This is a genomic window from Candidatus Desulfosporosinus nitrosoreducens (assembly GCF_030954495.1).
Lineage (GTDB): Bacteria > Bacillota > Desulfitobacteriia > Desulfitobacteriales > Desulfitobacteriaceae > Desulfosporosinus > Desulfosporosinus nitrosoreducens.
In genome coordinates this window covers 14,336-38,090 of record NZ_JAVHUW010000021.1, presented here as the reverse complement: position 1 = coordinate 38,090, position 23,755 = coordinate 14,336, and the positions used below count along the sequence as shown (strand labels likewise).

25 protein-coding genes and 1 pseudogene are annotated in these 23,755 nt (G+C 40.2%); 18 read left to right on the top strand and 8 right to left on the bottom strand.

The window, feature by feature from the left end; genetic code table 11:
- Window positions 1-261 precede the first annotated feature (261 nt).
- The 3 genes from REC12_RS01840 to hgcB all read left to right on the top strand — a co-directional run bounded on the left by REC12_RS01840 (window position 262) and on the right by hgcB (window position 2,026).
- Window positions 262-591, top strand: a complete 330-nt coding sequence (locus REC12_RS01840) for an ArsR/SmtB family transcription factor (protein WP_308891955.1) — start codon at window positions 262-264, stop codon at window positions 589-591.
- Between the two features lie 112 nt (window positions 592-703).
- Complete coding sequence (gene hgcA, locus REC12_RS01835; protein ID WP_308891954.1) at window positions 704-1,714, top strand: mercury methylation corrinoid protein HgcA; 1,011 nt, start codon at window positions 704-706, stop codon at window positions 1,712-1,714.
- 12 nt (window positions 1,715-1,726) lie between these two features.
- Window positions 1,727-2,026: a mercury methylation ferredoxin HgcB gene (hgcB, locus tag REC12_RS01830; protein WP_308891953.1), complete on the top strand. Its 300-nt coding sequence runs from the start codon at window positions 1,727-1,729 to the stop codon at window positions 2,024-2,026.
- Between the two features lie 80 nt (window positions 2,027-2,106).
- Here hgcB and REC12_RS01825 read toward each other — a convergent pair whose 3' ends face one another.
- The 3 genes from REC12_RS01825 to REC12_RS01815 all read right to left on the bottom strand — a co-directional run bounded on the left by REC12_RS01825 (window position 2,107) and on the right by REC12_RS01815 (window position 5,139).
- Window positions 2,107-3,501 (bottom strand): MATE family efflux transporter, encoded by a 1,395-nt coding sequence (locus REC12_RS01825; RefSeq protein WP_308891952.1) that lies wholly within the window; start codon window positions 3,499-3,501, stop codon window positions 2,107-2,109.
- Between the two features lie 144 nt (window positions 3,502-3,645).
- Window positions 3,646-4,032 (bottom strand): MarR family winged helix-turn-helix transcriptional regulator, encoded by a 387-nt coding sequence (locus REC12_RS01820; RefSeq protein WP_308891951.1) that lies wholly within the window; start codon window positions 4,030-4,032, stop codon window positions 3,646-3,648.
- 393 nt (window positions 4,033-4,425) lie between these two features.
- A complete protein-coding gene (locus REC12_RS01815) occupies window positions 4,426-5,139 on the bottom strand; it encodes a MarR family winged helix-turn-helix transcriptional regulator (RefSeq protein ID WP_308891950.1) in 714 nt (237 codons plus the stop codon).
- A 282-nt stretch (window positions 5,140-5,421) separates the two neighbouring features.
- Between REC12_RS01815 and REC12_RS01810 the strand changes: the two genes are divergently transcribed.
- The 4 genes from REC12_RS01810 (at window position 5,422) to REC12_RS01795 (ending at window position 8,069) form a co-directional block, all read left to right on the top strand.
- Complete coding sequence (locus REC12_RS01810) at window positions 5,422-6,240, top strand: methyltransferase domain-containing protein (protein ID WP_308891947.1); 819 nt, start codon at window positions 5,422-5,424, stop codon at window positions 6,238-6,240.
- 131 nt (window positions 6,241-6,371) lie between these two features.
- Window positions 6,372-6,797 (top strand): GNAT family N-acetyltransferase, encoded by a 426-nt coding sequence (locus tag REC12_RS01805; protein ID WP_308891946.1) that lies wholly within the window; start codon window positions 6,372-6,374, stop codon window positions 6,795-6,797.
- Between the two features lie 38 nt (window positions 6,798-6,835).
- Window positions 6,836-7,414: a nucleotidyltransferase family protein gene (locus tag REC12_RS01800; protein ID WP_308891945.1), complete on the top strand. Its 579-nt coding sequence runs from the start codon at window positions 6,836-6,838 to the stop codon at window positions 7,412-7,414.
- Between the two features lie 52 nt (window positions 7,415-7,466).
- Window positions 7,467-8,069, top strand: coding sequence for an HD domain-containing protein (locus tag REC12_RS01795; RefSeq protein WP_308891943.1), 603 nt, complete (start codon window positions 7,467-7,469; stop codon window positions 8,067-8,069).
- 249 nt (window positions 8,070-8,318) lie between these two features.
- Here REC12_RS01795 and REC12_RS01790 read toward each other — a convergent pair whose 3' ends face one another.
- Window positions 8,319-8,963, bottom strand: coding sequence for a DUF3793 family protein (locus REC12_RS01790; RefSeq protein ID WP_308891942.1), 645 nt, complete (start codon window positions 8,961-8,963; stop codon window positions 8,319-8,321).
- Between the two features lie 749 nt (window positions 8,964-9,712).
- Here REC12_RS01790 and REC12_RS01785 point away from each other — a divergent pair.
- Both REC12_RS01785 and REC12_RS01780 read left to right on the top strand, forming a co-directional pair.
- Window positions 9,713-10,801, top strand: a complete 1,089-nt coding sequence (locus REC12_RS01785; protein WP_308891941.1) for a dipeptide epimerase — start codon at window positions 9,713-9,715, stop codon at window positions 10,799-10,801.
- A 148-nt stretch (window positions 10,802-10,949) separates the two neighbouring features.
- The gene (locus tag REC12_RS01780; RefSeq protein WP_308891939.1) at window positions 10,950-11,375 is read left to right on the top strand and encodes a GNAT family N-acetyltransferase; all 426 of its coding nucleotides are present in this window, start codon (window positions 10,950-10,952) and stop codon (window positions 11,373-11,375) included.
- A 237-nt stretch (window positions 11,376-11,612) separates the two neighbouring features.
- On the opposite strand, the gene REC12_RS01775 is transcribed toward REC12_RS01780, so the two are convergent.
- Window positions 11,613-12,203 (bottom strand): hypothetical protein, encoded by a 591-nt coding sequence (locus tag REC12_RS01775; protein WP_308891937.1) that lies wholly within the window; start codon window positions 12,201-12,203, stop codon window positions 11,613-11,615.
- Between the two features lie 291 nt (window positions 12,204-12,494).
- Between REC12_RS01775 and REC12_RS01770 the strand changes: the two genes are divergently transcribed.
- From REC12_RS01770 to REC12_RS01740, 7 genes and pseudogenes are all read left to right on the top strand, one after another.
- Window positions 12,495-13,052 (top strand): GNAT family N-acetyltransferase, encoded by a 558-nt coding sequence (locus REC12_RS01770; protein WP_308891936.1) that lies wholly within the window; start codon window positions 12,495-12,497, stop codon window positions 13,050-13,052.
- 48 nt (window positions 13,053-13,100) lie between these two features.
- Entirely contained in the window at window positions 13,101-13,610 is a 510-nt protein-coding gene (locus tag REC12_RS01765) for a GNAT family N-acetyltransferase (protein WP_308891935.1), read from the top strand.
- Window positions 13,600-14,112, top strand: a complete 513-nt coding sequence (locus REC12_RS01760) for a MarR family winged helix-turn-helix transcriptional regulator (protein ID WP_308891934.1) — start codon at window positions 13,600-13,602, stop codon at window positions 14,110-14,112. The genes REC12_RS01765 and REC12_RS01760 overlap by 11 nt, the downstream gene beginning before the upstream one ends.
- Before the next feature lie 314 nt (window positions 14,113-14,426).
- Window positions 14,427-14,834, top strand: coding sequence for a hypothetical protein (locus tag REC12_RS01755; RefSeq protein ID WP_308891932.1), 408 nt, complete (start codon window positions 14,427-14,429; stop codon window positions 14,832-14,834).
- A gap of 173 nt (window positions 14,835-15,007) precedes the next feature.
- Window positions 15,008-15,118: pseudogene (locus REC12_RS01750) on the top strand (HlyD family secretion protein); the annotation flags it as partial.
- A 14-nt stretch (window positions 15,119-15,132) separates the two neighbouring features.
- Window positions 15,133-16,680, top strand: coding sequence for a DHA2 family efflux MFS transporter permease subunit (locus REC12_RS01745; RefSeq protein WP_308891930.1), 1,548 nt, complete (start codon window positions 15,133-15,135; stop codon window positions 16,678-16,680).
- A 334-nt stretch (window positions 16,681-17,014) separates the two neighbouring features.
- Window positions 17,015-17,596 (top strand): prolyl-tRNA synthetase associated domain-containing protein, encoded by a 582-nt coding sequence (locus tag REC12_RS01740; RefSeq protein WP_308891928.1) that lies wholly within the window; start codon window positions 17,015-17,017, stop codon window positions 17,594-17,596.
- A gap of 57 nt (window positions 17,597-17,653) precedes the next feature.
- Here the strand turns inward: REC12_RS01740 and REC12_RS01735 are convergent, their stop codons facing one another.
- A complete protein-coding gene (locus REC12_RS01735; RefSeq protein ID WP_308891926.1) occupies window positions 17,654-18,931 on the bottom strand; it encodes an NAD(P)/FAD-dependent oxidoreductase in 1,278 nt (425 codons plus the stop codon).
- Window positions 18,932-19,487: 556 nt separating this feature from the next.
- Here REC12_RS01735 and panB point away from each other — a divergent pair.
- Window positions 19,488-20,321, top strand: coding sequence for a 3-methyl-2-oxobutanoate hydroxymethyltransferase (gene panB, locus REC12_RS01730; RefSeq protein WP_308891925.1), 834 nt, complete (start codon window positions 19,488-19,490; stop codon window positions 20,319-20,321).
- A gap of 251 nt (window positions 20,322-20,572) precedes the next feature.
- On the opposite strand, the gene REC12_RS01725 is transcribed toward panB, so the two are convergent.
- Window positions 20,573-21,046: a hypothetical protein gene (locus REC12_RS01725; RefSeq protein ID WP_308891924.1), complete on the bottom strand. Its 474-nt coding sequence runs from the start codon at window positions 21,044-21,046 to the stop codon at window positions 20,573-20,575.
- Between the two features lie 333 nt (window positions 21,047-21,379).
- On the bottom strand, window positions 21,380-22,621 hold the full coding sequence (locus REC12_RS01720; RefSeq protein ID WP_308891959.1) for a PucR family transcriptional regulator: 1,242 nt from the start codon (window positions 22,619-22,621) through the stop codon (window positions 21,380-21,382).
- 310 nt (window positions 22,622-22,931) lie between these two features.
- On the opposite strand from REC12_RS01720, the gene REC12_RS01715 reads away from it, so the two are divergent.
- Window positions 22,932-23,741, top strand: a complete 810-nt coding sequence (locus tag REC12_RS01715; RefSeq protein WP_308891921.1) for a methyltetrahydrofolate cobalamin methyltransferase — start codon at window positions 22,932-22,934, stop codon at window positions 23,739-23,741.
- The last annotated feature ends 14 nt before the right edge of the window (window positions 23,742-23,755 follow it).

Genomic DNA, 23,755 nt, shown 5'->3' with positions numbered 1-23,755 from the left:
AATGAGTTGTTTAACACCCTAAAACACGTTGAGTTGCGGTTGTGCGATACACTGGTAAGTTTAGAAAATGATCCTCTAAGAGTTAGGAGTATTACAGGTTGGGATTGGATAGTATCTAATATGTTATATGCAACTTAGTATAACATCTCAAAAATGTAGGGTAAGATATAGACAGTTCTCTATATATCGTTGTAATATAATAGTTATATAGAGGTTTATCTATATAAGTCGTAGCCTTTAAAACGATAGGGGAGTGATTTTATGTCCTATAATTACTCAGAGTATATTTCTATATTCAAGGCATTAGCTGATCAGACCCGCCTCAAAATTGTCGGTTTACTTTCAGCCGGTGAAATGTGCGCTTGTCAATTGTTGGACCATTTCAAGATTACTCAGCCTACCTTGTCATACCATATGAAAATTTTATGTGACAGCGGCCTTGTTAGAGGAAGGTCTGAAGGGCAGTGGATGTACTACAGTAATAATAATGAGATCATTAAATCCGTCTCTTTCTATCTAGCGGCACTTAGATCTAATAAAGATGAATTTAGAAGTGAACAAAATGATAGTTCTTGTTTAAAATTTCATTAATATTTAAACTTATATCCGAAACCACAAGGGTCTTATATTAAAACTTAAATATGCCTGGAAAATTAATTTGTTTTTAAAGACTTTGGGAACTAAAAAGTTGAGGTGTTGTGTCATGATCAGTATTAATCTGAACAGAAACATAGAGATTTTCGAAACAACTGCTCAATTAACATTGCAGGATATTTTCGGCTCCTGGAAAGCCCGGTGGGGTATCAACAGAATGAATTACAAAGTCGGCCCTGGTCTTTACCGTATCGGTAAACCTGATAGTTATTCTCCTGTTTTGGTAACAGCTAATTATAAAATGAGCTTTGACGGCCTAAGAAAAGAATTATCCGGCCTGGATGCATGGATTCTGGTTCTGGACACTAAAGGGATCAATGTCTGGTGTGCCGCCGGTAAAGGTACGTTTGGGACGAGAGAACTTATAGACCGTCTTTCCATCGTGCAATTAGAGAAACAGGTTACTCACAGAACGTTAATACTACCGCAGTTAAGTGCACCCGGCGTTAGCGCTCATGAAGTACTGAAATCTTCAGGATTTAATGTGCAGTATGGCCCTGTGAGAGCTGAGGATATCAAAAAGTATATTGAATCAGGAATGAAAGCTAATGCTGAAATGCGGACAGTTAAGTTCAGCGCCTATGATCGGCTTGTTTTAACACCGATAGAACTGGTAAGCACGGTCAAAATTTCTTTAATGATATTTGGAGTGCTCTTTTTGTCAAATCTTATTGGCTTCGGGACCTTTGGCATCGTTGATGTCTATGCCTATATTGGTGCCATAATATTTGGATGTGTTTTAACTCCCTTATTATTGCCTTGGATTCCCGGCAAGGCTTTTGCATGGAAAGGCTGGTTATTAGGCTTTATTTGGGTTGTCATCGTTAACCTGCTCAATGGCTGGCCATATACACCACATTATAGTTTTATAAAAGCTTTTGCTTATTTCTTAATATTGCCGTCAGTATCGGCTTTTCTGGCTATGAATTTTACGGGTTCGTCAACCTACACTTCCTTTTCAGGTGTTTTGAAAGAGATGAAACTAGCAATTCCCCCAATTATGATCTCTGTCTTTTTAGGGATCGTTCTTGTATTAGTCGATAACTTTTTGTGCAAATAGAGGAGTGTTATTGTGAGACACAGATATTTAAAAAATGTATCTACCTTAACAATGAAGAAAGACAGATGCAGGGGCTGTGGGAAGTGCCTTGAAGTATGCCCGCACAACGTCTTTGCCATGAGCAATAATAAATCTTTCATTATCCATAAAGATAATTGCATAGAATGCGGAGCCTGCGTTAAAAACTGTCCATTTGAGGCATTGGAAGTTACGCCAGGTGTTGGCTGTGCAGCCGCTATCATTAAAGGCTGGCTGACCGGGACAGAACCGAGTTGCGATTGTTCGGGCAATACTGGCGGAAGTTGCTGCTAGGAAACAAGACAACTTGCTGAGTTGTACTTTTTCTAGATGGACTGTTTCTAGATAGATTGGATGAAGCTTTCGGCACGGCATTAATCCATCCAATCGGTGCAGAAAGGCGGTTGTTCCGGCTGCCTAAGAAAGTCTTTCAAGGCAGAGTTTTTCCGGAAATGAATCCAGAGGCCCAAGCCGATCAAGCTGGCAAGAACTTCCGCTACAGCCATGGACCAAATCACACCATCAAGACCAAACCAGATATTTCCCATGATCATGATGGGTATTAAGAACACTCCTTGCGCCATGGACATAATAGCTGCCTCTTTTTCACGGCCGATGCCCTGGAAGATCCCGGTAAACAGTCCGGAATAGCTGGTAAAGAGAGAGGAAATCAGCATTGCCGCTAAGATAACAATTCCGACTTTAATAACCTGCGGGTCTGCGGTAAAAAGTTTGATAACTTGTATACGGAAGAGCAGCAGTGTCGCAGAAACGGCGGCTACCAAAACAGTTATATAAGCTGTTGTAGTTTTAATGATACCCATCATTCTGCGAATATCCCGCGCGGTATAAGAATAGGCGACAAGCGGCACAATTCCCATAAACAGCCCCATGCCGATAAAATCGGAAAGCTGCACGACTCTCTGGGAAATGCCAAAGGCAGCGACTGCATAATCACCGTAAGCGGCTGAAAAATTGTTGAGTAGAAGAGTGGATACGATTAGGAATAAATCCATGATCATGGCGGATACTCCAATTTTAAAGATTTCCCCTGTCATTCTCCAATTAGGTTTGAATGATTCTGCGGCAACAGTTAAGGTCATGCTTTTCTTCTGCAGGTAGAAAACATAGTAAATCACCGCACCAAAGTTGCCTAAAACAGTGGCCAAAGCTGCCCCCATCACTCCCATATGGCAAGTAAAAATTAAAATGGGGTCAAGCATGATATTGACAAGAACACTAACGGCCATTCCGTACATGGATTCCTTAGAAGCACCTTCGGCGCGGACAATTTGCCCTAAAGCAAAGTTGGCTACTACAACCGGGCTGCCGAGCAAAGAAACCAAGATAAAATTCCGGGTGGGAAGCAGTGTGTCACCTTTCGCTCCCAAAAGCTGCAACAGAGAGGGAAGGAATGGGGTACAGAGAATGATCAGGAGCAAACCGCTTATCAGGCTGAAGTAAAAGGTTACAGCTGAAACCCTCTGTGCTTCCTTTAGATTTTTTTCACCGAGAAGACGCGAAATATATGTGCCCCCTCCAGTACCGAATAAATTGCCTATCGCCATTAAGATCGTTGAAAAGGGGAGAGCTAGAGCAATCGCCGACATCATCGGCGTCTGATTCAGTTTCCCGATAAAAAAAGCATCAATAATGTTATATATTACATTCAAACACATTCCCAGCATCATTGGCAAAGACATGTGCATGATGGCCCTCCCAATGGGAGCGTCTTCAAAATAATAGTTTGAAGAATCGCCTTGCTTCATCAAAAATTCCTCCTTAAAATGCTTAAATTAAAAATTGAATCGGACAAAGATATGAGGAAATTAATTAGAATTCTATTTAAATGCCGAAAATTAAATGCTGAAAAAGTTAGAATTCTAAGCATCTGTTTATAAATAAAAATAACTTCAGTTTGTTTTAAAATTGTCATAGGTGATCCTTAGCAATTTAAGATAGATCTTTTTTTCCTCATCCGATAGGCCCTTTAAAATCAAGGCCTCGACATCCTGAAAAGCGGTTTCAACTTCATCTATCAGAGCAATTCCCTTTTCAGTAATGCGCATCTGTTTCGTACGGCCATCTCTGCTGCCTGTATTGCGGATAATAAATCCTTTTCGCTCCAGGCCTTGCAGCAAACTGGTAATCGAAGACCCACGCAATTTTATGGTGCGTTCCAGATCCTTTTGCACAATATCTTTTCCCTGCTTCAATTGCTCGTCCAGATAACCCAGTAAACGGGCCTGTTGATTCGTAATGTCATACGGAATCAACTTAGCGTCTAATTTTTGTTTCATTGCGTGTACAATATTCCTGAGATAAAATTCATAGAGCCTGATTTTTCCTTGCGCTTCCAGAGCAAATCACCTGCTTTTTGGTCATTGAACGGTCACAGAGGATCGGGAATCACTTGGCAATTATTAAGCGACAGGAGTGACTCCCGATAAAAAGAAGACCTGATTCAGGTGGAGTTTTAACTCCATCTGAATCTTAGTCGCACTTATCCAGGGACTTAGCCGCTCTTAACTCACCGCTTGCAGAAGCGGGAGTCTTAGAGCGGATTAGTCGCCGGATCAACCATACCAACTAGGGCAAATTGTTTAGTTAGAATTCTATCAAAACTGTAAACCGTATTATTCGGCTTGTCAACTCAAATCTGATCGGCTGAAGGAGCAAGCGAAGCAATTTAGTTAATTCTCTTCATCCGAATTGGAATTGTTCGGTTTATCTCTCTCCTCATGATGATGCTCATAATCTCTGCCATCAAATGGCGGGCGCTTACCTTCCATCCCGGAATGCCGGCCAAACCCCCTGCCATCGAAAGGCGGACGGCCACCTTCCATCCCGAAATGCCGGCCCAACCCTCTGCCGTGGAAAGGAGGATGGCCACCTTCCATTCCGAAATGCCGGTCAAAACCTCTGCCCTCGAAGGGTGGATGGCCTTGAAACTCAGCTTCCGGCTCGCCGGCATATTGTTGCTCTAAGGCCAGGATAATGCGGCTTAGATAATCACTCAGTGTGGCTTGCTCTTCTTCATTCAAACAGTCAAACAAGGCTTCGATATCCGCATGCTGTTCCTTTTGAGCAGAGGATTCTCTTCCTGCTTCCGTTAGGTGAACGTTCATGACACGGCGGTCTGTCGGAGAAGGTGTTCTGGTAATATATCCGTTTCGTTCCAATTTCGCCAATAACTCTCCTAAAGACTGGGAGCGTATATCCAAAATTTCGGAGAGCTCTTTTTGGCTTATTTCCGGTTTCAGCTTTAGCAAAGCTAATACCCGCCCCTGACCCCGGTGCGGGTCACCTAAAGGACCGTGGTGTCTGTGATTGTGCTGGTGATAACGGTGCAATAACCATTCTAGGCGGACGAATTGCCCAAATAAATCGAAATCACTGTTATTCATTGCTCTTCCTCGCTTTCATTTTTAATATAAAGGTACCTTCATGAAGTATTATAAAGGTACCTTTGTATTTTTGTCAAGATAGAAATTAGCTTATTTCTCTGATTGAAGGAGGAAAGAGAGGAAAGATGTGGAAAGATTGATATATCAATGAAAAGACACGTCGACAAGGCCGGGAAAATTGAAATTTCAACTAGGGGTTGAGCTTTTTAGAATGTAAACTGTCAAGTTATTGAAACGCTCTTTTCAAAACAATAAAATTGGTCTTGAAGGAGCGTGAAAGAGATGAATGCTGAATTGGCTAGGAATATTTGCAGGTACAGGAAAGAGAAAGGATTTACACAAGAGGATTTAGCTAAGAAACTCGGTATAACCTTTCAAGCGGTTTCCAAATGGGAAACGGCGCAAGCTCTGCCGGATAGTTCATTATTGCCAAGATTGTCTCAAGAACTGGGGATTAGTATTGATAAACTCTTTGGCTATGCCTCACATGACAAAGCGGTAACTATTTATGAGGAAGAATATAAACTACCTGATTACTATTGGGGTCTTGAACCCGCAAAAATTTGCCTGAAAGTTCTTGAGCTATTACCCCCTTCACGCCCTCTTAAATTGTTGGATATTGGCTGTGGGGAAGGGAAAGATTCTGTATTCTTTGCCAGAAATGGCTACGATGTCACCGCATTTGATATTTCGAATGCCGGCATCGAAAAAACCCAAAGACTTGCCGAAAAAGCCGGAGTACATCTTAAAGTGTTTAAGTCTGATCTTTTAGATTACCGTTTGTCTGGTAAATTTGATATTCTTTATTCCAGCGGCGTTTTGCATTATATAAAACCGTCTTTGCGCCAGGAAATATTCAGCAATTATAAACAGTTTACAAACCCTGGCGGACTGCATGTCTTCAACGTTTTTGTAAAAAAACCGTTTATTGCTCCTGCTCCGAAAAAAGAACCGGCATCTTGCCAGTGGATTTCGGGAGAATTGTTTACATATTACCATGATTGGCTGATTCAAGAGTGTTCGGAAGTGATTTTTGATTGCAATTCCTCTGGGATACCCCATAAGCATGCCATGAATAAGATTATTGCTCAGAAATTATAAGAGACGCTTTAAGTCCTGGTTACAGTTACATTGTTCTCACTTGATCTGCTGAACAAAAAGAAGGCCGATCCGGCAGTGCCGTCTAAGTAAACTCATGGAGTGAAATCCACCTAAAGAAATGAGGGGAAACATTGGGCGTACGGAAAGCTAAAACCGCTGATTGGGAAAAGATACAGATCCTTTTGGAACAGCTTGGTTATCCAACTAGGGGTTCATTTTTGAAAGTAAAATTATCAACTTTGCTCAACGACCCCGACGAAGAACTTTTAGTTTATGATTCGGGAACTGAGGTTGTGGCCGTTATATCGCTTCACTTTATTCCCCAATTAGCTTTAGAAGGGGATTTTGCAAGGATAAGCTATTTTGCCATTGAGGAGAAAATGAGGGACAGGGGGATCGGACGTGAAATTGAAGAGTATTGTACCGCTATCGCCACAAATAGGAAATGTGACAGAATTGAAGTCCATTGCAATTCGAGAAGAGCAGCTGCACACCGGTTTTATCTGCGTCAGGGCTTCACAGAGTCTCCCAAATATTTTATTAAAATGTTAAACTAATTCAAGTCAGTATTTAAAACAGTATCGGAGGGGCGGTTTTGTCTGAACCAAACTATGAACAAGAATTAAAAACTTTGATTTTGAAAAATGATTGGTTTATGAAACTTCTGCGGGCAGTACAGGAGCTTAAACTTCCTGACTGGTTTATAGGTGCGGGAGTTATACGAACTTTGGTTTGGGATCATCTCCATGGGTATAAGAAAGCCACACCAGTTAAAGATGTGGACGTGGTTTATTTCAATGCCTCAGAGCTAAGCCCAAGCCACGATCAAATAATTTTAGAAGAATTAAAAGAAAAACTGCCGGAGGTTCCGTGGGAAGTGACAAATCAGGCAGCCGTTCACCTTTGGTTTGAAAAGTATTTTGGTTATAGTGTCCAGCCTCTGGAATCTATTGAAGAGGCGGTGTCCACATGGCCGGAAACAGCAACGAGTATAGGAGTCAGACTGTTGCCTCATGAGGAGCTTTATATCTGCGCTCCCTTTGGCTTAGAGGACTTATTTCGTATGACGCTGCGGCGCAATCCGAAAAGAGTTACTCTGGAGTTATTTCGTAAACGTTTCATTGAGAAAGAAATTTTGCACAAATGGCCCCAGGTAAGGATAATAGACGGCTAACAACACAAGAAAACGCGGCAACCTATTCGAATTTGGAGAAAGGAGAATGCCCATGAACATTCCAAGCATCGAAGAGTCTAAGTGCCTATTGTCTGAAGCGGGGACACATAATCCCGGACCCTGGGTTGCCCATTCAATCTATACTGCTGAAGCAGCCCGATACATTGCCAACAAACATAAGAGGCTTGAGCCGGAAATTGCCTATATCCTGGGATATCTTCATGATATCGGCAGGCGCTGCGGGATATCCTATATGCGTCACATTATAGATGGGTACAATTTTTTAAGTGCCAGGGGTTATGAGGATTGTGCTCGAATTTGCCTTACGCATTCCTTTCCTTTAAAAAATATCGACTCATACTCCGGAAACAATGATTGCAATGCGGAAGAAACGGAGTTTATTGGAAAATACATCTCAGAGATCAATTACACCGAATATGATGAGTTGATTCAATTATGTGATGCTTTAGCAACATCTAAAGGGTTTTGCTTACTTGAGAAACGCTTGGTAGACGTTGCCTTGAGATATGGGGTCAATAACCTTTCGGTTTTAAAATGGGAGGCTACCTTCGAAATTAAGAGAAAGCTTGAGGAGGCAATTGGCAGGTCAGTTTATGAATTGTTACCGGAAATAGAAAAAACAACTTTCTTATAGAACCAGAAAGTGCAAGGGACGAACATGATTTTTATCCCCGCGGTATGCCGGGAGAAGCCCACCAGCATTTATTAATCATTCCGTTAGAAGCCCAAGAAAGATAAATTACATTATCATGACGTTCATACTTTATCAGCCACACCCCTCTGCAAACAGATTTAAAGTGTGTTTTTTTAATCATTGAATGATTTATTTCTTGCCACCTCCTTGGACTTAAGCATCCTGTTATCATTAATGGGGAAAGCTGGATCAATGCAGGTGCGAGTATATTCCCTGGCTATGGAGTGAATCAATAAAGCCTTTTACTTTTGTGCGTGCTTGAATAAAGCTTTGATATTTATTGACGGATAGTTTCTCATTGCCATATATTTTCCATCCCTGTGTTTTGACTAAGCGCAAGGAAGGGTGTCCTATAAAACCAAGTACGTCCTTTAAAGGGTAACCTAGAAATATTCCTACCTCATGAGGAAAATCACCTTGATTTAACCTCTTAACTAAAAAATCAACATAGACTTCTAAAGAATATGGTTCCGGATAGCCTATTTGGCGAAGAAACTTTAAGTTTGCTTTGCTGCGAAGCGTTTTATCCAAAGAAGCGCAATGATAAAATAAAACTTGAATTCTTTCATTCTTTGTTTTAATCTCTCTGAACTCTATACTTTTTTCCAACCCGAGAAAGGCTCTGCATTCTTCCCAAGGCGAATTTTTTGTCTCGCCTTCGTTAACGGGTATGTTCAACAATTCGGCAGGTTTAACGCCTAATATCGTAGCACCAATAAGGTCTAATAAACGGATGAGATAATTATTATAGTAAGGTTTCCTGTCAAGCAAATTCAAGATTCCTTCTAGTTGCTTAAAGACTTGTTTTTCTTCCAAAATGGAATTTTCCTCCATTAGGAATTCCCCCTTTGCAATGTTCTTTTTTGTAAGGCCTAATCATTAACAAATCCTTTCTACAACATAAGTGTAACCAGATAACCAGATAACTGCCGGTTAATTTTCAGCGGAAAAAAAAGATCCTTAGAGATAAATGATAACGGTTATCATTTGTTATGCAAATTTTACTCCATTTTTAGTTTTTTGTAAAGCATTTTTCCGGGCAGAATGCTCAGAGTTTTGGGCAGAAAATGGTGGTAAAAATAGACTGACTCTTGGTTTTTGGAGCATAGAAGAATCGTTTGATTTTATTTCTGCCAGTTAATTAAAGTTGTTATTATAAATGAGAAACATTATTGATTACATAAACAATGTAATTACTTTAGTTCAATATTAAGCAGCTAATCAGACCAACGCGGCTTACACTCCGGAGTGGTTTATATTAACTTTCTAACAATTTTCTTCTAGGTGTCCCAAGCAAATCCTGAGATAACAAGCATGAGTATCCGCATCTGCTTTACTCAAATCAGAGAAGTTCTAATAATTGTAAGAATAGTGCGCATTCGAGAGGATGAATGGCAAGATAGCATTAAAGTTATCCTATTTCTGGCACTCAAGGGCTTAACTTCTCTTAGGCTATCTGTGATTTTTGTGCTTAAATAGAGAAGTGAAGCCCAAGTCGCGGCAGAACTTCTGTTGCTTACAGGTACGCGGCAAATGCCAAGCTTATTTTAATTATTGAGGGATTATTTGAGGAGGCGTTGACAGTGAAAATAACTGACATTAAGATCGGGCATATATCCATTCCCCTGAAAAGGCCCTTCAAAACAGCATTGAGATCAGTGTACAGTGTGGAAGACGTCGTTGTTAAAGTAATAACCGACACAGGACATGCCGGCTATGGAGAAGCACCGCCAACCGGAGTGATTACGGGGGATACCACAGGGGCCATCATCGGAGCTATTGAAGATCATATCAAAAAAACCTTGATTGGCTTGGATCTTGAGAATTTTGAAGAAATTATGCTTAAGCTGGATAAAGCGGTTGTTAAAAACACAAGTGCCAAGGCAGCGTTGGACATTGCCCTGCATGACCTTTATGGGCAATTGTACAACGCTCCATTATATAAACTTTTGGGAGGATATCGAAAAGAAATTACCACAGATATAACAATCAGTGTCAATAGCCCGGAAGAAATGGCGGAAGATAGCCTGGCAGCCATTAAGGAAGGCTACAAAACTTTAAAGATCAAAGTGGGAAAAGATGCAGCTATGGATATTCAACGGATGAAGGCTATCAGAAAGGCCGTAGGATATGACGCAGATCTTAGAATAGATGCTAATCAAGGCTGGCGCGCCAAGGAAGCTATTTATACTTTGAGAAAGATGGAAGATGCAGGCTTAAACATCGAATTGGTGGAACAACCTGTACCTGCTCATGATTTGGAGGGACTCAAATTAGTTACAGACCATGTGTCCATCCCTGTACTTGCCGATGAAAGTGTATTTTCCCCTATGGATGCTATCAAAATCATACAAATGCGCGCTGCAGACCTCATTAACATAAAATTAATGAAAACCGGAGGAATTCATAACGCCTTAAAGATTTGCTCCGTAGCCGAACTTTACGGTGTGGAATGCATGGTTGGCTGTATGCTGGAAAGCAAAATAAGCGTTACAGCAGCGGTACACTTGGCAGCAGCCAAAAGCATTGTCACAAAAGTAGATCTGGACGGCCCGGTGTTATGTCAGGAAGACCCCATAGAGGGCGGCGCCTTATTCGATAATTCCCAAATAACTATCGAAGATACGCCTGGCCTTGGATTCAGAGAGATTCATGGGATTGTTTATAACTAATGCTGCTAGAATAGAAAAAATTAAACCTCGTGTCATGTTTAAACGCAAGGTTTGTCAATGCCCAAAGCAATAGTTATTATTATCGATTGTGGAAGATAAGTCTGAAACTGCTGTTTTGTGCCTTGCAGCGAAAGGAATGGTCATAAAAATGAAATGGAGTTTTGAAGGTTATACGATAGAAACCGATAAAACTTTGATAGCGGTGGATCGAGTTAAAGAGTTTTTAGCGGATAGCTACTGGGCTAAAGACCGGGCAAAAGAACTGATCGAGAAAACTATAATGAATTCGTTTTGTTATGGTGTATATCATGATACAAACTTGGTTGGTTTTGCGCGGGTTGTGTCCGATTATGCAACGATGTTTTGGATTGGTGATGTTTATATTGATAGGAATCACAGAGGAAAAGGACTCGGAAAAAAGCTGATAAAATGTATCCTTGAGACCCAGGAGTTTAAAAATCTAAGAGGAATCTTGGCGACAACAGACGCACATGGACTATACGAGCAATTTGGTTTTGAAAAAGTCGAATCTAAATTTATGTCGCGTACTCCTCTCCAGCCGGCGGATTGCTGACAAGTACCCAAGCTGCGGAATTTTATCTAAAGATGGGGCAATTTTTTGTGGGAAAGCAAAATCTTTACTCAGAAAAGGGCATTTAATTCCACCGTTAATTTATCCGCTGACTAATCCGCTCTAAGACTCCCGCTTCTGGAAGCAGTGAGTTAAGAGCGGCTAAGTCCCTGGATAAGTGCGACTAAGATTCAGATGGAGTTAAAACTCCACCTGAATCAAGTCTTTTTTATACAAATGCTAAAGAACCAGCTTAAAATCCTCAATATTTATTTCCCTATGATAGGTTTCTACTGTTGGCTTCGTTCTATCAATCTCCGCGATCATGGTTTTTATAGGTTGGGAAAACTCTATTATAAAATCGTGCAACTTTGTGCTGTTAAAATTTTGATCATAGATCAACTTATTATTCAAATAGTTATTTAGTTCATATTCTTTGCTTTTAAAATAGTCATCAAATCTCTCTTCAATTAAGGCAGGCCCAAAAACAGCCGCTTCCCGGCATATGTAGAGCCGGCAGAGCGGTGTCATGGCATCTTTAGGTAAGACACACCCTTGGTTGCTGGCAAAAGGACATTGATTTAAACCGACCTTCATTTCAAGCATAATTCCGTTATATCCTTCAATTATCCGACCGTTTTTCATAATCAGTTCATAAATATCAGGGTAATAAAGGTGTAAAAAGATTAAGTCAAAAAGGCAGAATTCCGGTTCGTAGGAACAACAGCCTATTTTTTTGCTGGTATTTTTATGCCGGCAACAAACCGAACAAAGGTTTGTACGAATACTTGGGCGCAAGGGATCGCTAATAATTTCAAACTCCGCCAACATAGTAACTTCTCCTTTTGCTGCTCTATAGCTGTTTTTAAAGGGACTCTTAGGCATTTTAAATTGAGAAGAGATCAAACAAATACCTTTTGGTTTTCGGCTTAAAGAACACCTTAAGCACGAACAAATATCACGACAAGTTTATAATATAGCTATTTTCCCGAATAGTCGAGGGTGTGAAAATTAACAACCAGGCAGCCGCCTGCTTCGGGATATTTTCTTTATTTTTAGCGGCAGCTTTAGGCAGGAACTCTCAGATAAATTGTGGAATGCTGAAATTCAGGGTGATTCGTTATGTTTTTAAATCATAGAGGTACTCAAACTATAGAAACAGAAAGGCTAATTCTCCGCAGGTTTGAACTGACGGATTCTCAAAGTGTCTTTGAACTATGGATGAATGATCCTGAAGTTCAAAATAACTATGGTGAGAGTGTCTGTAACACTGTTGAGGAAGTTGAGCGACTGCTCGCAAAATGGTTATGCCTGTATAATAATAACGAGTTTTATAGATGGAGCATCATCTTAAAAGAAGCGAATAAAAGTATTGGTCAGATAGCTTTTTATTTAGTGAATAATCAAAACCAAAGGGCTGACGTCGAATACTGCATTGGACAATCTTGCTGGGGGAAGGGCTATGCGCCCGAAGCCTTAAAAGCCGTTATCGATTACGCCTTTAGACATATTGGAATCAATCGGGTACAAGCATTTCACAGAAGCAAAAACGCCTCCTCAGGAAATGTCCTGAGAAAAGCCGGGATGAAATATGAAGGAACTTTGAAGCAATATTTGCTTCACAAGGATGAATTTGACGACTGCCTCATGTACGGGGTAACCCGAGACGAATGGTGCTGACAAAAAATAGTTAACGACTGAAACATTGGCCTAATTAAGGGGATTAGTATGCAAATTATCAAAGCTGTGGAAAAAGACCTGAATGAGATTCTGACCTTATGCCGGGATTGTACCCGAAACATGGCGGTTAATTTAATCGATCAATGGGATAGTGTCTATCCCAATAAAGAAATATTTTTAGAGGATATAAAAAACGGCTCTCTGTATCTGGCGCTTTTCGATAACTCTGAGGAAATAGCGGCCTGCATCGCCTTTAATGAGCATCAGGACCCGGAATACAAAAAAATCAAATGGACTTATACCAGCCCAAAAGTTACCATAGTACATAGGCTCATGGTTCATCCTAAACATGAAGGAAAAGGGATTGCACAGGATTTGGTCAGATACGTCGAAAAGCTAGCGCAGCGGGATCAATACGGCGCTGTGCGCTTAGACGTTTTTGTGAAAAACTTGAGGGCTGTAAACTTTTACAAAAAACTAGGCTATAGATTTGCGGGGAAAGTTACTTTCAGAAAAGGGGAATTCTTTTGCTGTGAGAAACCGATGAGTGGAAATTGACAAAAACGTATGGGTGCCATATACTCATGATATGATGAATGAAGATGAATTTAAAAAAATAAAAATTGCCTATTCACTTTTCGAAATCATCTATGAATTTTTGGACATTGACAAAAAACCTCGTTACTATGGGACAGATGTACCCATATTTCATGCGGAAATTCATATGCTTAAAGCAATTAAAGAGAACGAGGGTATTCATGTAGCCGGTTTGGCAAATTATCTTAGAATAACAAAGGGATCTATATCTGAAATGACGATGAAACTTGAAAAAAAGGGTTTGATCAAGAAAGAAAGGGACACTCAAAATCAACTAAAGATAGTCTTAAAATTAACTCCTAAAGGAGAATTAGCTCATAAAAATCATCTAAAGGCGCATGAAGAATATAATCAAATGATCCTAGAAATCCTGAAAGATGAACATGAGGAAAAAATTAGCTTTTTGAACAATTTTTTATTAACTCTTAAAGATAAACTTAGTGATTTTGGAGAAAAAGTATAAGGCGATAAAAATTTTTTATTATGTAAGTATGGCAACCATACTATATATTCCACCAAACAGGTGGAATATATAATTAAGGATTTATTGATAACGATTATCATATTCGTTTAAAGAGAGCTTAAAATATAGGAGGAAACTCAGAGAAATCTTTTTTGCTGGATTAATTGCAATGCTTTCTTAACAGTTATTATTGCCTTGCATAGATTTGTAACTATTGTAGAAGGGAGTGATTCTTGTGTGGATTATGGCAACTATAATAGGAACCTTTTTGGCCTTGAAGTCAAAATTTAAAAAACAAAAGGGATGTGATTTTTGTGAAAGAAACACAGACGGCATCGGATAAGATCATTAAGTTTAGAATGGCTGCATCGATTTATGCCGTTAAAGAGTTAATATGTGTTTTAGAAAAACAATTGAAGAAAGAGGAAGTCTTTGGAATTGCCATCGTAAGAGAAGGCGAAGAAGCCAATATTCCTGAAGCAAGGAAGCTGTTCAGCAACTGGTTGAAAGACAATAAACCTTTAATGAAAAAATATTGTTCTGGTGTAGCGTTAGTTACAGCTTCCGAGAGTATGCAAAAGCTCTATAAATCCCTTGCCAGAATAATGATCGCCAAAACCTATGGTTGTCCCGGACGTCTCTTTACTAAAGATGAAGACGCGGCTGCGTGGTTGCTAAATCAAAGAAAAGAAATTTTTGATCCTGAGAAGAACAAGCACTAAGTATATTTTTTTGCGCAAATAGTATGGTAACCATACTATTTGCGTTCGAATTAAACAATCAAATTTGGAGGAGATGAGATTATGAAAAAAACGGCTCTCCAATTTCTTGTTGCAGTTATTTTCCTTACATGATGTGGTCCTAAGGTAATAAATACACGAGAAAACACAATGAAACCTTTACAAAAGTAGTTCAGAGAATACCTGCAAAAATCCAAATTAATAGCAAGAACAACGATTATTTGTTGCCGGGAACAAACTCCGTCGTTAAAATCTATGTGAAATGAGGAGAGAGGGCAGAGTGAACGCTAAAAAGAAGGATGCTTCAGCGAAGTGGCTGGCGCTGTTGGTAATTTGTATAGGAACTTTTATGGCCTCTCTGGACAGCAGTATTGTAAATATTGCCGTTTCCAAAATGATGTCCGTATTTGGCGCATCATTGGATGACGTCAAATGGATATTAACAGCCTATACCCTTACTTTGGGCGCTATAGTTCCTCTAAGTGGGTACCTTGGCGACGTTTTTGGCTATAAAAAAGTATTTATATTTGCCCTTGCTGCCTTTACTTTAGGTTCCTTTTTATGCGGGATTTCCTGGAGTAACACTGCTATGATTGTATTTCGCATCATTCAGGCCATGGGGGGCGGGATGATTATACCTGTAGGGATGGCTATGGTTATGCAGATATTTCCGCCCGAAGGGCGTGGCACCGCTATGGGATTTTGGGGCATAGCAGCTACGGCTGCTCCGGCAATAGGTCCTACCTTGGGAGGATATATCATTCAGAATTTAGATTGGAGGCTGATCTTTTATGTTAATGTTCCAATTGGGATTTGTGGAGTTATCCTGGCAGGAATATTGCTCGAAGGTACTCCACCAAGGCCCTTTAAACAATTTGACTACCTTGGATTTATATCTTCAACAATGGGCATTGTCAGCATTCTTTATGTTTTAGGTGAGGGGACTGCTATAGACTGGGAAAATATAAAGAACCCTCTCCTCATAGTCCTTGGGGTAGGCAGTATGCTGTTGTTTGTTATTAATGAACTGACTCATCCCGATCCACTTCTTGAATTGCGCGTGTTGAAACGTTTCGACTTTACTATCAGCCAGATTATTCAATGTATTATGTTCTTTGTACTAATGGGAGGGATGTATGTAGTCCCTTTGTTTTTACAAAACCTCAGAGGATATACGGCGATGGAAACAGGAATAATCTTATTCCCTTCAGCGCTTGTTTCAGGCCTTATGATGCCTATCGGAGGAAAGCTATTTGATAAAATAGGGGCAAAATTACTTTGTATAATAGGAATGCTTATTTTGATCATTAGTTCATACTTATTAGCTTTTATTAATATGGATACAAGCAGATCGGCGATCATATCTATTTTGACAATACGCGGAGCAGGACTTGGGCTAGTCCTAATGCCAATTACCACAGTAGGAATGAACGCTATACCACAGCATTTGTCGGGCAAAGCCTCAGCGTTAAATAATGTGATTAAACAAATTGCCATATCGCTTAGTGTAACCATTATGACAACAACGATACAAAGCAGGCTGGATTTGAATTATAGTAAACTGTCGGAGCAGATAACACCTTTCAACCCGGTGGCTAAAATGTTAATCAGGCAACTTCAGGGATTGTTTATGCAAAATGGATATTCACAAAGTGAGGCCAACAGCTTGGCCATCTCCGTAATCGCCGGAGTAGTTCAAAAGCAGGCATATGTCGATGCGGTAGACTATGCCTTGGCCATGACGACGGTCATAGTACTGATAGCAATTGTTTTGGTGCTCCTCATGCGAAACGGCAGATCTGATCAAGAGTCATCCTTGAATCACTGAAGTATAATTTGTCTGACAATTTATAGGAACTCTTTGAGATTTTGGAGGAATCTAAGGATACACGTGGAATGTAGAGGGTAGATTGAGGAAAGTATGAGATATAAAGAACTTTGGCATAATTTTTGCTTCCCAACGGTGAATTTGACAACTTCCTTATGTATGCGATAACCTGAGACGAGCAGTTCTAACTAATAAGGAAAAGTAGTTTAAGGCTGAAACATTGGTTAATTAAGGAGACTGGGATGCGAATTGTCAAAGCTGTGGAAAAAGATCCGGAATAGGATAGAAAACAAACTGCTGAGAATCAGCAAAGAGTAAGAAGGTAAAGTAAACTATGCAAGAGTTTAAAATTGACCCCATTATTTATAAGACGAAACCGAGCAAGATCAAGCGCTCGCAGCAAGAAATGGATATCTACGATTTATTGGAGCAGCTGAATATTGCCTATTTAAGACTTGATCATGATGAAACTCCTTCTATAGAATTTTGTCATGAAGTTGAAAAGCTTTTAGACATTGAAATCTGCAAAAATCTGTTTCTTTGCAACTCGCCAAAAACGCATTTTTACTTACTGGTAATGCCGGGCCGTAAAAAATTCAAGACAAAGGATTTATCTGCCCAAATTAATTCGTCCAGATTATCCTTTGCCGCTGCTGAAGACATGGAAACGTATTTGCATACCAAACCGGGATCAGCCAGTGTGCTGGGACTGGTAAACGATAAAAGCAAAACAGTACAGCTATTGATCGATAAGGATGTTTTACAAAGTGAGTACTTTGGCTGTCATCCTTGCGTCAATACCTCCAGTTTAAAAATCAGGACATCGGACCTGTTGACAAAGTTTTTGCCCTATACCGGGCATGAGCCAATTTGGGTGGAATTACCGGCATTTCAAGATCACACTCAGCGACCTTGAAATGCTGGTGGATTGGTTTGGGGGTGAGGTGGACTTTGGCATTCCGTCGGATCGTACTTACGTCAGGTGCTCAATAAGTAGTTCTGTCAAAGGCAGTCCCCAGCGGGATGGTTTGCCTCCGGTTCGGTAATACATTTCTTTAAAAGCTAATTTGAGAGCAAAAATCATATGACCCATTTTCATAATGCTTGTCTTTCCTCCGTACCAGACATCCGAATGTATATAAAACCCTTTGTCTCTTCCCATATCCCCCATGCAGATCACAGTTGGACGGAACGGCTCATCAGCTTTTTCGGCGGAAACTTTTCCGAGGTCTTTGGCAATTTGCAGGGCGACGATTCTAGCTTGCATATCCCCCAAAGTTCCTAGCTTGGGTACAGTTAAAGCCGCGGCGTCACCGGCTGCAAAAATTCGAGGATAATCAGGATTACGCATTGTTAGATCCGTGATCACAAAGCCTTCTTCATCAACTATGGGTAAATCTTTCATAAAGGAATGGGGTTGCCAGTCAGGAAGGACTATCTTTATTTCGGCCTCCAGACTTTTCCCATTGGTAAATTCAATGCCGTCTGCAGTCAGGCGTTTAATATCTTCTGTTTTATTGACATAGTTGTAGCCCATATTTCCGGCCATTTCCAGAAATTTAGCGACGATCTCTTCGCCGGCATCTTCAGCAATGACTGGAGCCGGCGTAAATAGAGTAATTTTGTTCGGACCGCCCAGTTTATGATCTTCCAACCAAGCTCCCAGCGATAGGCCAATTTCCAACGGAGGTCCTTCACAAGCAGCCAAGGCGTTTGGCAGCCAGTCGGGTTTGCCTTTAGTTCCTTGATGAAAACGGGACGAACCAATAACGATAGGCCCTCCTTTGTAGCCGCCTTCATGCAGGTAGCGACGTAAACGGTTGCCATAATATGTATCTGACAAAGTGGAGCCATATTCGCCAAAGCCTTCGATTTTATCATAAGCTAATCTGGCGCCTAAAGCCACGACAAGGTAATCATACTCAATATGCTCAAGCGAAGAACCGGGCCGTTCGACAGAAACATACTCCACCTGGGAGGTTTCCACATCAATTGCCTTAACTTCAGCCTGGATAAAATCTATGCCGTCATCGAATAAAACATGTTCAATGGGCATATGCAGAGCATTTTGTGGATTGCGATTGGCAAACACCTCGATCGGAATATTGGGAACAAAGAGCAGATAAGGTTTGCGATCAATCACCGTGATATTAACGTCCTTGCCACATTGCTCCCGAATAAATCTTGCCGTGGTTAATCCTGCGAAATTTCCGCCTAAGATAAGAATCCGAGGTTTTCCTGAATACTGCATAAATGCCCCTCCCTTTAATTTTTCAAGTTTATTGACTTGCGGGAATTTTCCTGACAGATAAATACGTTCTACGCAGACAAATGAAATCCTTCTTAGATTAGAATATTTTTAAGAAAATTTAAAATTTAAATCTGTAACCAAAGTCCTTTATTAAACTGTTCCGTGAAAAAATCGGACTGGTGGGAAAAATCGCTCAAGCAGATCCGGATGATGAATCTTGCACTGAAAAAGAACTTCGACGGCTCAATAACGATGCTGGTTATAGGATTGATTTGCTGATCACAATATGATAGCATCAAAAATATAGACCGCTTCTCCGCAAAGACAATCTGGATGGTACCAGAAATGGCCATACCAAATTATGTTGTCAAAGGTGAGGCAACTTAAAATCTAAGCCCGAATGCTTGTACCTGAAAAGGACTGAGACGGAAGGGAGGCTTGGCTATACCAACATGCCTTCTGACAAACAAACGTCAGGAGGCTTTATTATTTATGCTTTGAGGGCTGAAGGGTGAGGATTAAGTAAAATAGCAAAGGAAAGGGCGAGATTGGTTGTATGAAGAAAACCATTGATTATCTGCTGAATAAGAAAAAAATGGGGCAAAAGATTACCATGCTGACTTGTTACGATTATCCCACGGCTGTAATCCAGGAAAATGCCGGAATTGACATTATATTCATCGGAGACAGCGTCGGTACGAATATGCTGGGATATCAAAGTGCCACCGAAGTAACGATGCAAGATATGCTTCATCACCTCAAAGCTGTCCGCAGAGGGGTTGAAAAAGCCTTTTTGCTGGCCGATATGCCCTATAGATCGTATGAAACTAAAGAAATAGCCTTGGAAAATGCTCAGTTGTTTATTGCAGCGGGGGCTGATGCGGTCAAGCTTGAAGGCCGGGAGGAAGAGGTCGTAGAATACCTGACCAAAAATAAGATTGATGTAATCGGGCACATAGGTTTTACACCGCAAACTCATGAAAAAGCGGCGGTGCAGGGAAAAACCCGGGAACAAGCCAAAGAGTTGTATGAAAGTGCCTTAAGCCTCGAAAAATCCGGCTTAAAGTTGCTTGTTTTAGAAATGGTTCCGGAAGAAGTTGCCGGGCTAATATCGGAGCACTTAACGATCCCGACGATTGGGATTGCCGCGGGCAGATATTGCGACGGACAAGTTCAAGTGATTAACGATCTCTTGGGAATGACTCCGCGAAAACTTGTCCATGTTAAAGAATATGCCGATTATAAGCATTCAACCTTTGAAGCGGTTAAAAATTATAAAGATGAAGTAGAAAGCCGGCTATTTCCCCAAGAAAAACATGCCCGAACTATGGATGCTGCCGAATTCCAAGAATTTAAAGTCCTGTGTAATAATTCTGAGCGCGGCCATTAATACCTTAAACTTAAAAAGGATACTGTAAAAAAACAAATAACCCCCACTTAATTCCAGGTGGGGGTTATTTGTCACTTATGTAAATTGTCACCTATAAATGAGCAATACTTGTAACAAATAGTTACAGACGATTAGTTAAATTTCTCCTTAAGCAGCTTTTAGAGATTTTAAAACAACGTCTAAAGGTAGTTTGTTTTTACCACAATCATAAATCCATTGAATTAGGGGTGAACAAATATGGTAAAGTTATATCACTTTTTGATAATTATAGCCTTTAATTCTAAACCGATAAATAACAAGAAAGACGGTATAAATGAGAAAATGGATGCTGCGTTTGCGTTATAAAACGGGATGGTATTGTTAAAGAAACCAACCATCCAAATTGAGTCGCATGTGTAAAGAACATACGCCAGTCGCCATCCTGATGGATGAGCGTTGTTATTAAAATTGTCCGGCCAATTGACATAACAATAAAGCCATACTAAAAAACCAATAATGGCTGGTAATATACAGGATAAAAAGTTCTTATATTTTGTATCTTGTGAAGTTAACAATAATCCTAGGCAAATACATAACACTATGGATAATAATCCAAATAATCTTTGCACCACTGTGGACCAAGGCATTGGGTCAAAAAACTTGCCCATTATAGGAGAAAAGAGGAACAATACTATGATGTCTAAGCCTAAATGGAGAAAAAAAGCTTTTATATTATTTAGAACCACTCATTTCCCCCCTAGTTAGCGTTGCAGTTATCTCAATAGGAATTCTTGCTATCCCCGAAACTCACCATTGTTGCCTTTAACTATATCATTAAAATTAGTGTGTTTCTTGTCGTTTTTTGCTATATCCTATAATTTTTCATGAATTTCTAATCCCCGTACCAGCAGCTTCATCAAGGATAGCTATAAAAAGCAGACCAATAATGCTGTCCCCTGGCCCTAAAAAGAAGGAATCCTTGCCATTCCTTGTCACTGTCTGCTGCTCACTGAACTGCCAGCGAAAAAAGCTTCGCAAATTGTAACTCAGAAGTTGCAGACAGAACTGAATGCAATTAATCAGGGCAAAGAAACTTTTAAAAGTTCCAGCATCTTATAAGAAAAATAAAGCTGAAATAAAATGTCACCATCATTTAAATCCAGATTTAGTATGCTTTCTATTTTTTCAATTCTATGGAACATGGTATTGCGATGGATATTCAATTCAGTGGCGGAATCCTTGACATTTTTAAAATTGCAGATATAAGTATACAGGCTGCGCGCAAATTCTGTCTTATTCTCTTGATCATATTCAATGAGCATTAATAAGGAACGGTGCAAAAACTTTTTATATTTTTCTTTGTCGCAATGAAAATTTATTAGATCATAAATAAGATAATCGGCATAACGAAAGAAATGAGCTTCTTTTTTAAGAAATTCTCCCAGCTTTAGTGCTTCCAAGGACTCCAGGTAATGTTCCCGTACCTCCGTCAGGTCCGTAAAAGAGCGGCTGATTCCGGCCTGTAAATTATTGTTAGTGATAAATGCTTTTAAAGCCTTTAATTCGACCTCCAAAAAATGCAGTTCATTTTCACAGCTGGCCAGTATCACAAGGTTGTGATTGTAAATTACGGCTTTAGCGTTGGCTAATTTTTTCTCGATTTCTTCCCTCAGATAGGGAAGAGTCGACTTTGATATATCCAAATTTTGTGTATCCAAATTTAGGACAAACAGTTTGCGTTTTAACTTTAAATTCAAGACTTTCATCCGTTCGGCGATGATTCTTCCGTCTTCAATATTGCGCTCAAGCAGGTCGAGCAAAAAGTTCTGATGCAGCAAACCCGGGGATAAATGAATATATTTATTTTTTTGTAATTCGATCGAGCAGGCATCACAAAGGATAGAAACAATGTCTTTATCGCTTGCCTTGAACTCGCGGTTATGGGCGCAAACAACCAGAACGGCCATGTCTCTATTGTGAATAGAAATTTTGCCGATAATCCTGGGGTACTTGCAATAGGGGTCCAGCCAGTAAAAAGGGTCCTCATTGTTCGCTATTTGCTCAAACAAGCTGTTCTTAGCGTAATAAGAATAGGTCTGGAAAATAAAATTTTTATTCTTCTGCAGCTCATTCCAGACAGGATCATCCGTTACCTGGGTTTCACCGGTTGAAGCAAGAAGCTTAACGCTAAGGTCAGTGATCGTAAAGGGGTTGCCCAACATTCGGTATCCCAAATCGACAAGGTCTTGCAGTCCGGAGTCTTTAGTCAGCGTTTTTAAGAGTTCCAGGGAATAGTGGGAAATCAGGAAATTATCCTCCATCAAAGCGAAAGACCTCCTTAACTAAGCTAGTTGTGCAGAATGCAATGTTTTCACTGAATACTTTGTTAAATCTTACAAAGGTAGAATATTTAAAAAACAGAATATATAACATCATGATGTATATACAAATTTTCTTTTAGAGAGGTGAGAGGACAGCTTTCTGCAATTCCTATTTTATACCCAAAATACAAGGCTTCATAGCCATAGGTTTTCAAATTTTTAAGCTCTCATTTGGATATTCCCGTGCATACTGTTTCAAAGCTAATTTAGGGGTGAAAAAAGGAAAATTACTAATGGAGGTAGAGTGACTTTGATAATCATCGGTGAAAAAATCAACGGTGCAATTCCTTCCGTAGCTAAGGCAATTGCCAACAAAGATGCAGAATTCATCCAAAACCTTGCTAAAATTCAAGCCGAGGCAGGAGCAAAATTCCTTGATGTTTGCGCATCGGTTGTAGACGATCTTGAACTTGAAACCATGAAATGGTTAATCGATTTGGTCCAGGAGGTTAGTGAGACACCTATATCCATAGACAGCCCCAACGCCCGCATCTGCGCTGAAGCCGTTAAATTGTGCAACAAACCGGGCCTTATCAATTCTGTATCCATGGAAGGAAATAAAATCGATCTCGTCTTTCCTCTAATCGCTGATACCCAATGGGAATGTGCTGCTCTCTTATGCGATGACAGCGGGATTCCTCAGACAGGCCAAAAACGCCTGGAAGTATTCGCGGAAATTATGAAAAAAGCCCAAGAGTATCACATCGCTCCTTCGCGCCTGCACATTGACCCCTTAGTACAAATGCTTTGCACCTCAGAAGACGGCATTAACACCATAACCGAAGTTGTGAAAGAAATCAAAGCACAGTATCCCCAAATTCATGTGATAGGCGGGGCCAGCAATATTTCCTTTAATCTTCCGGCAAGGAAACTTGTCAATCAGGCCTTTATCGTTTTAGCTATGAACTCCGGCATGGACAGTGCAATCATCGACCCGACGAACAAGGATTTGATGGGTATGATTTTCGCGACGGAAGCACTGTTGGGCAGGGACGAATATTGTATGGAATACATTGGGGCCTACCGGGAAGGAAAATTCGGCCAGAAAATAAGCAAATAGACTAATCAAGAGGA

Coding starts and splice junctions, on each gene's coding strand:
- REC12_RS01795 (WP_308891943.1), top strand. CDS start 7,467: ATGAACATTCCAAGCATCGAAGAGTCTAAGTGCCTATTGTCTGAAGCG.
- REC12_RS01810 (WP_308891947.1), top strand. CDS start 5,422: ATGAATGCTGAATTGGCTAGGAATATTTGCAGGTACAGGAAAGAGAAA.
- hgcA (WP_308891954.1), top strand. CDS start 704: ATGATCAGTATTAATCTGAACAGAAACATAGAGATTTTCGAAACAACT.
- REC12_RS01825 (WP_308891952.1), bottom strand. CDS start 3,501: ATGAAGCAAGGCGATTCTTCAAACTATTATTTTGAAGACGCTCCCATT.
- REC12_RS01815 (WP_308891950.1), bottom strand. CDS start 5,139: ATGAATAACAGTGATTTCGATTTATTTGGGCAATTCGTCCGCCTAGAA.
- REC12_RS01735 (WP_308891926.1), bottom strand. CDS start 18,931: ATGCAGTATTCAGGAAAACCTCGGATTCTTATCTTAGGCGGAAATTTC.
- REC12_RS01740 (WP_308891928.1), top strand. CDS start 17,015: ATGCAAGAGTTTAAAATTGACCCCATTATTTATAAGACGAAACCGAGC.
- REC12_RS01765 (WP_308891935.1), top strand. CDS start 13,101: ATGCAAATTATCAAAGCTGTGGAAAAAGACCTGAATGAGATTCTGACC.
- REC12_RS01790 (WP_308891942.1), bottom strand. CDS start 8,963: ATGGAGGAAAATTCCATTTTGGAAGAAAAACAAGTCTTTAAGCAACTA.
- panB (WP_308891925.1), top strand. CDS start 19,488: ATGAAGAAAACCATTGATTATCTGCTGAATAAGAAAAAAATGGGGCAA.
- REC12_RS01780 (WP_308891939.1), top strand. CDS start 10,950: ATGAAATGGAGTTTTGAAGGTTATACGATAGAAACCGATAAAACTTTG.
- REC12_RS01770 (WP_308891936.1), top strand. CDS start 12,495: ATGTTTTTAAATCATAGAGGTACTCAAACTATAGAAACAGAAAGGCTA.
- REC12_RS01820 (WP_308891951.1), bottom strand. CDS start 4,032: ATGAAACAAAAATTAGACGCTAAGTTGATTCCGTATGACATTACGAAT.
- REC12_RS01775 (WP_308891937.1), bottom strand. CDS start 12,203: ATGTTGGCGGAGTTTGAAATTATTAGCGATCCCTTGCGCCCAAGTATT.
- REC12_RS01720 (WP_308891959.1), bottom strand. CDS start 22,621: ATGGAGGATAATTTCCTGATTTCCCACTATTCCCTGGAACTCTTAAAA.
- REC12_RS01840 (WP_308891955.1), top strand. CDS start 262: ATGTCCTATAATTACTCAGAGTATATTTCTATATTCAAGGCATTAGCT.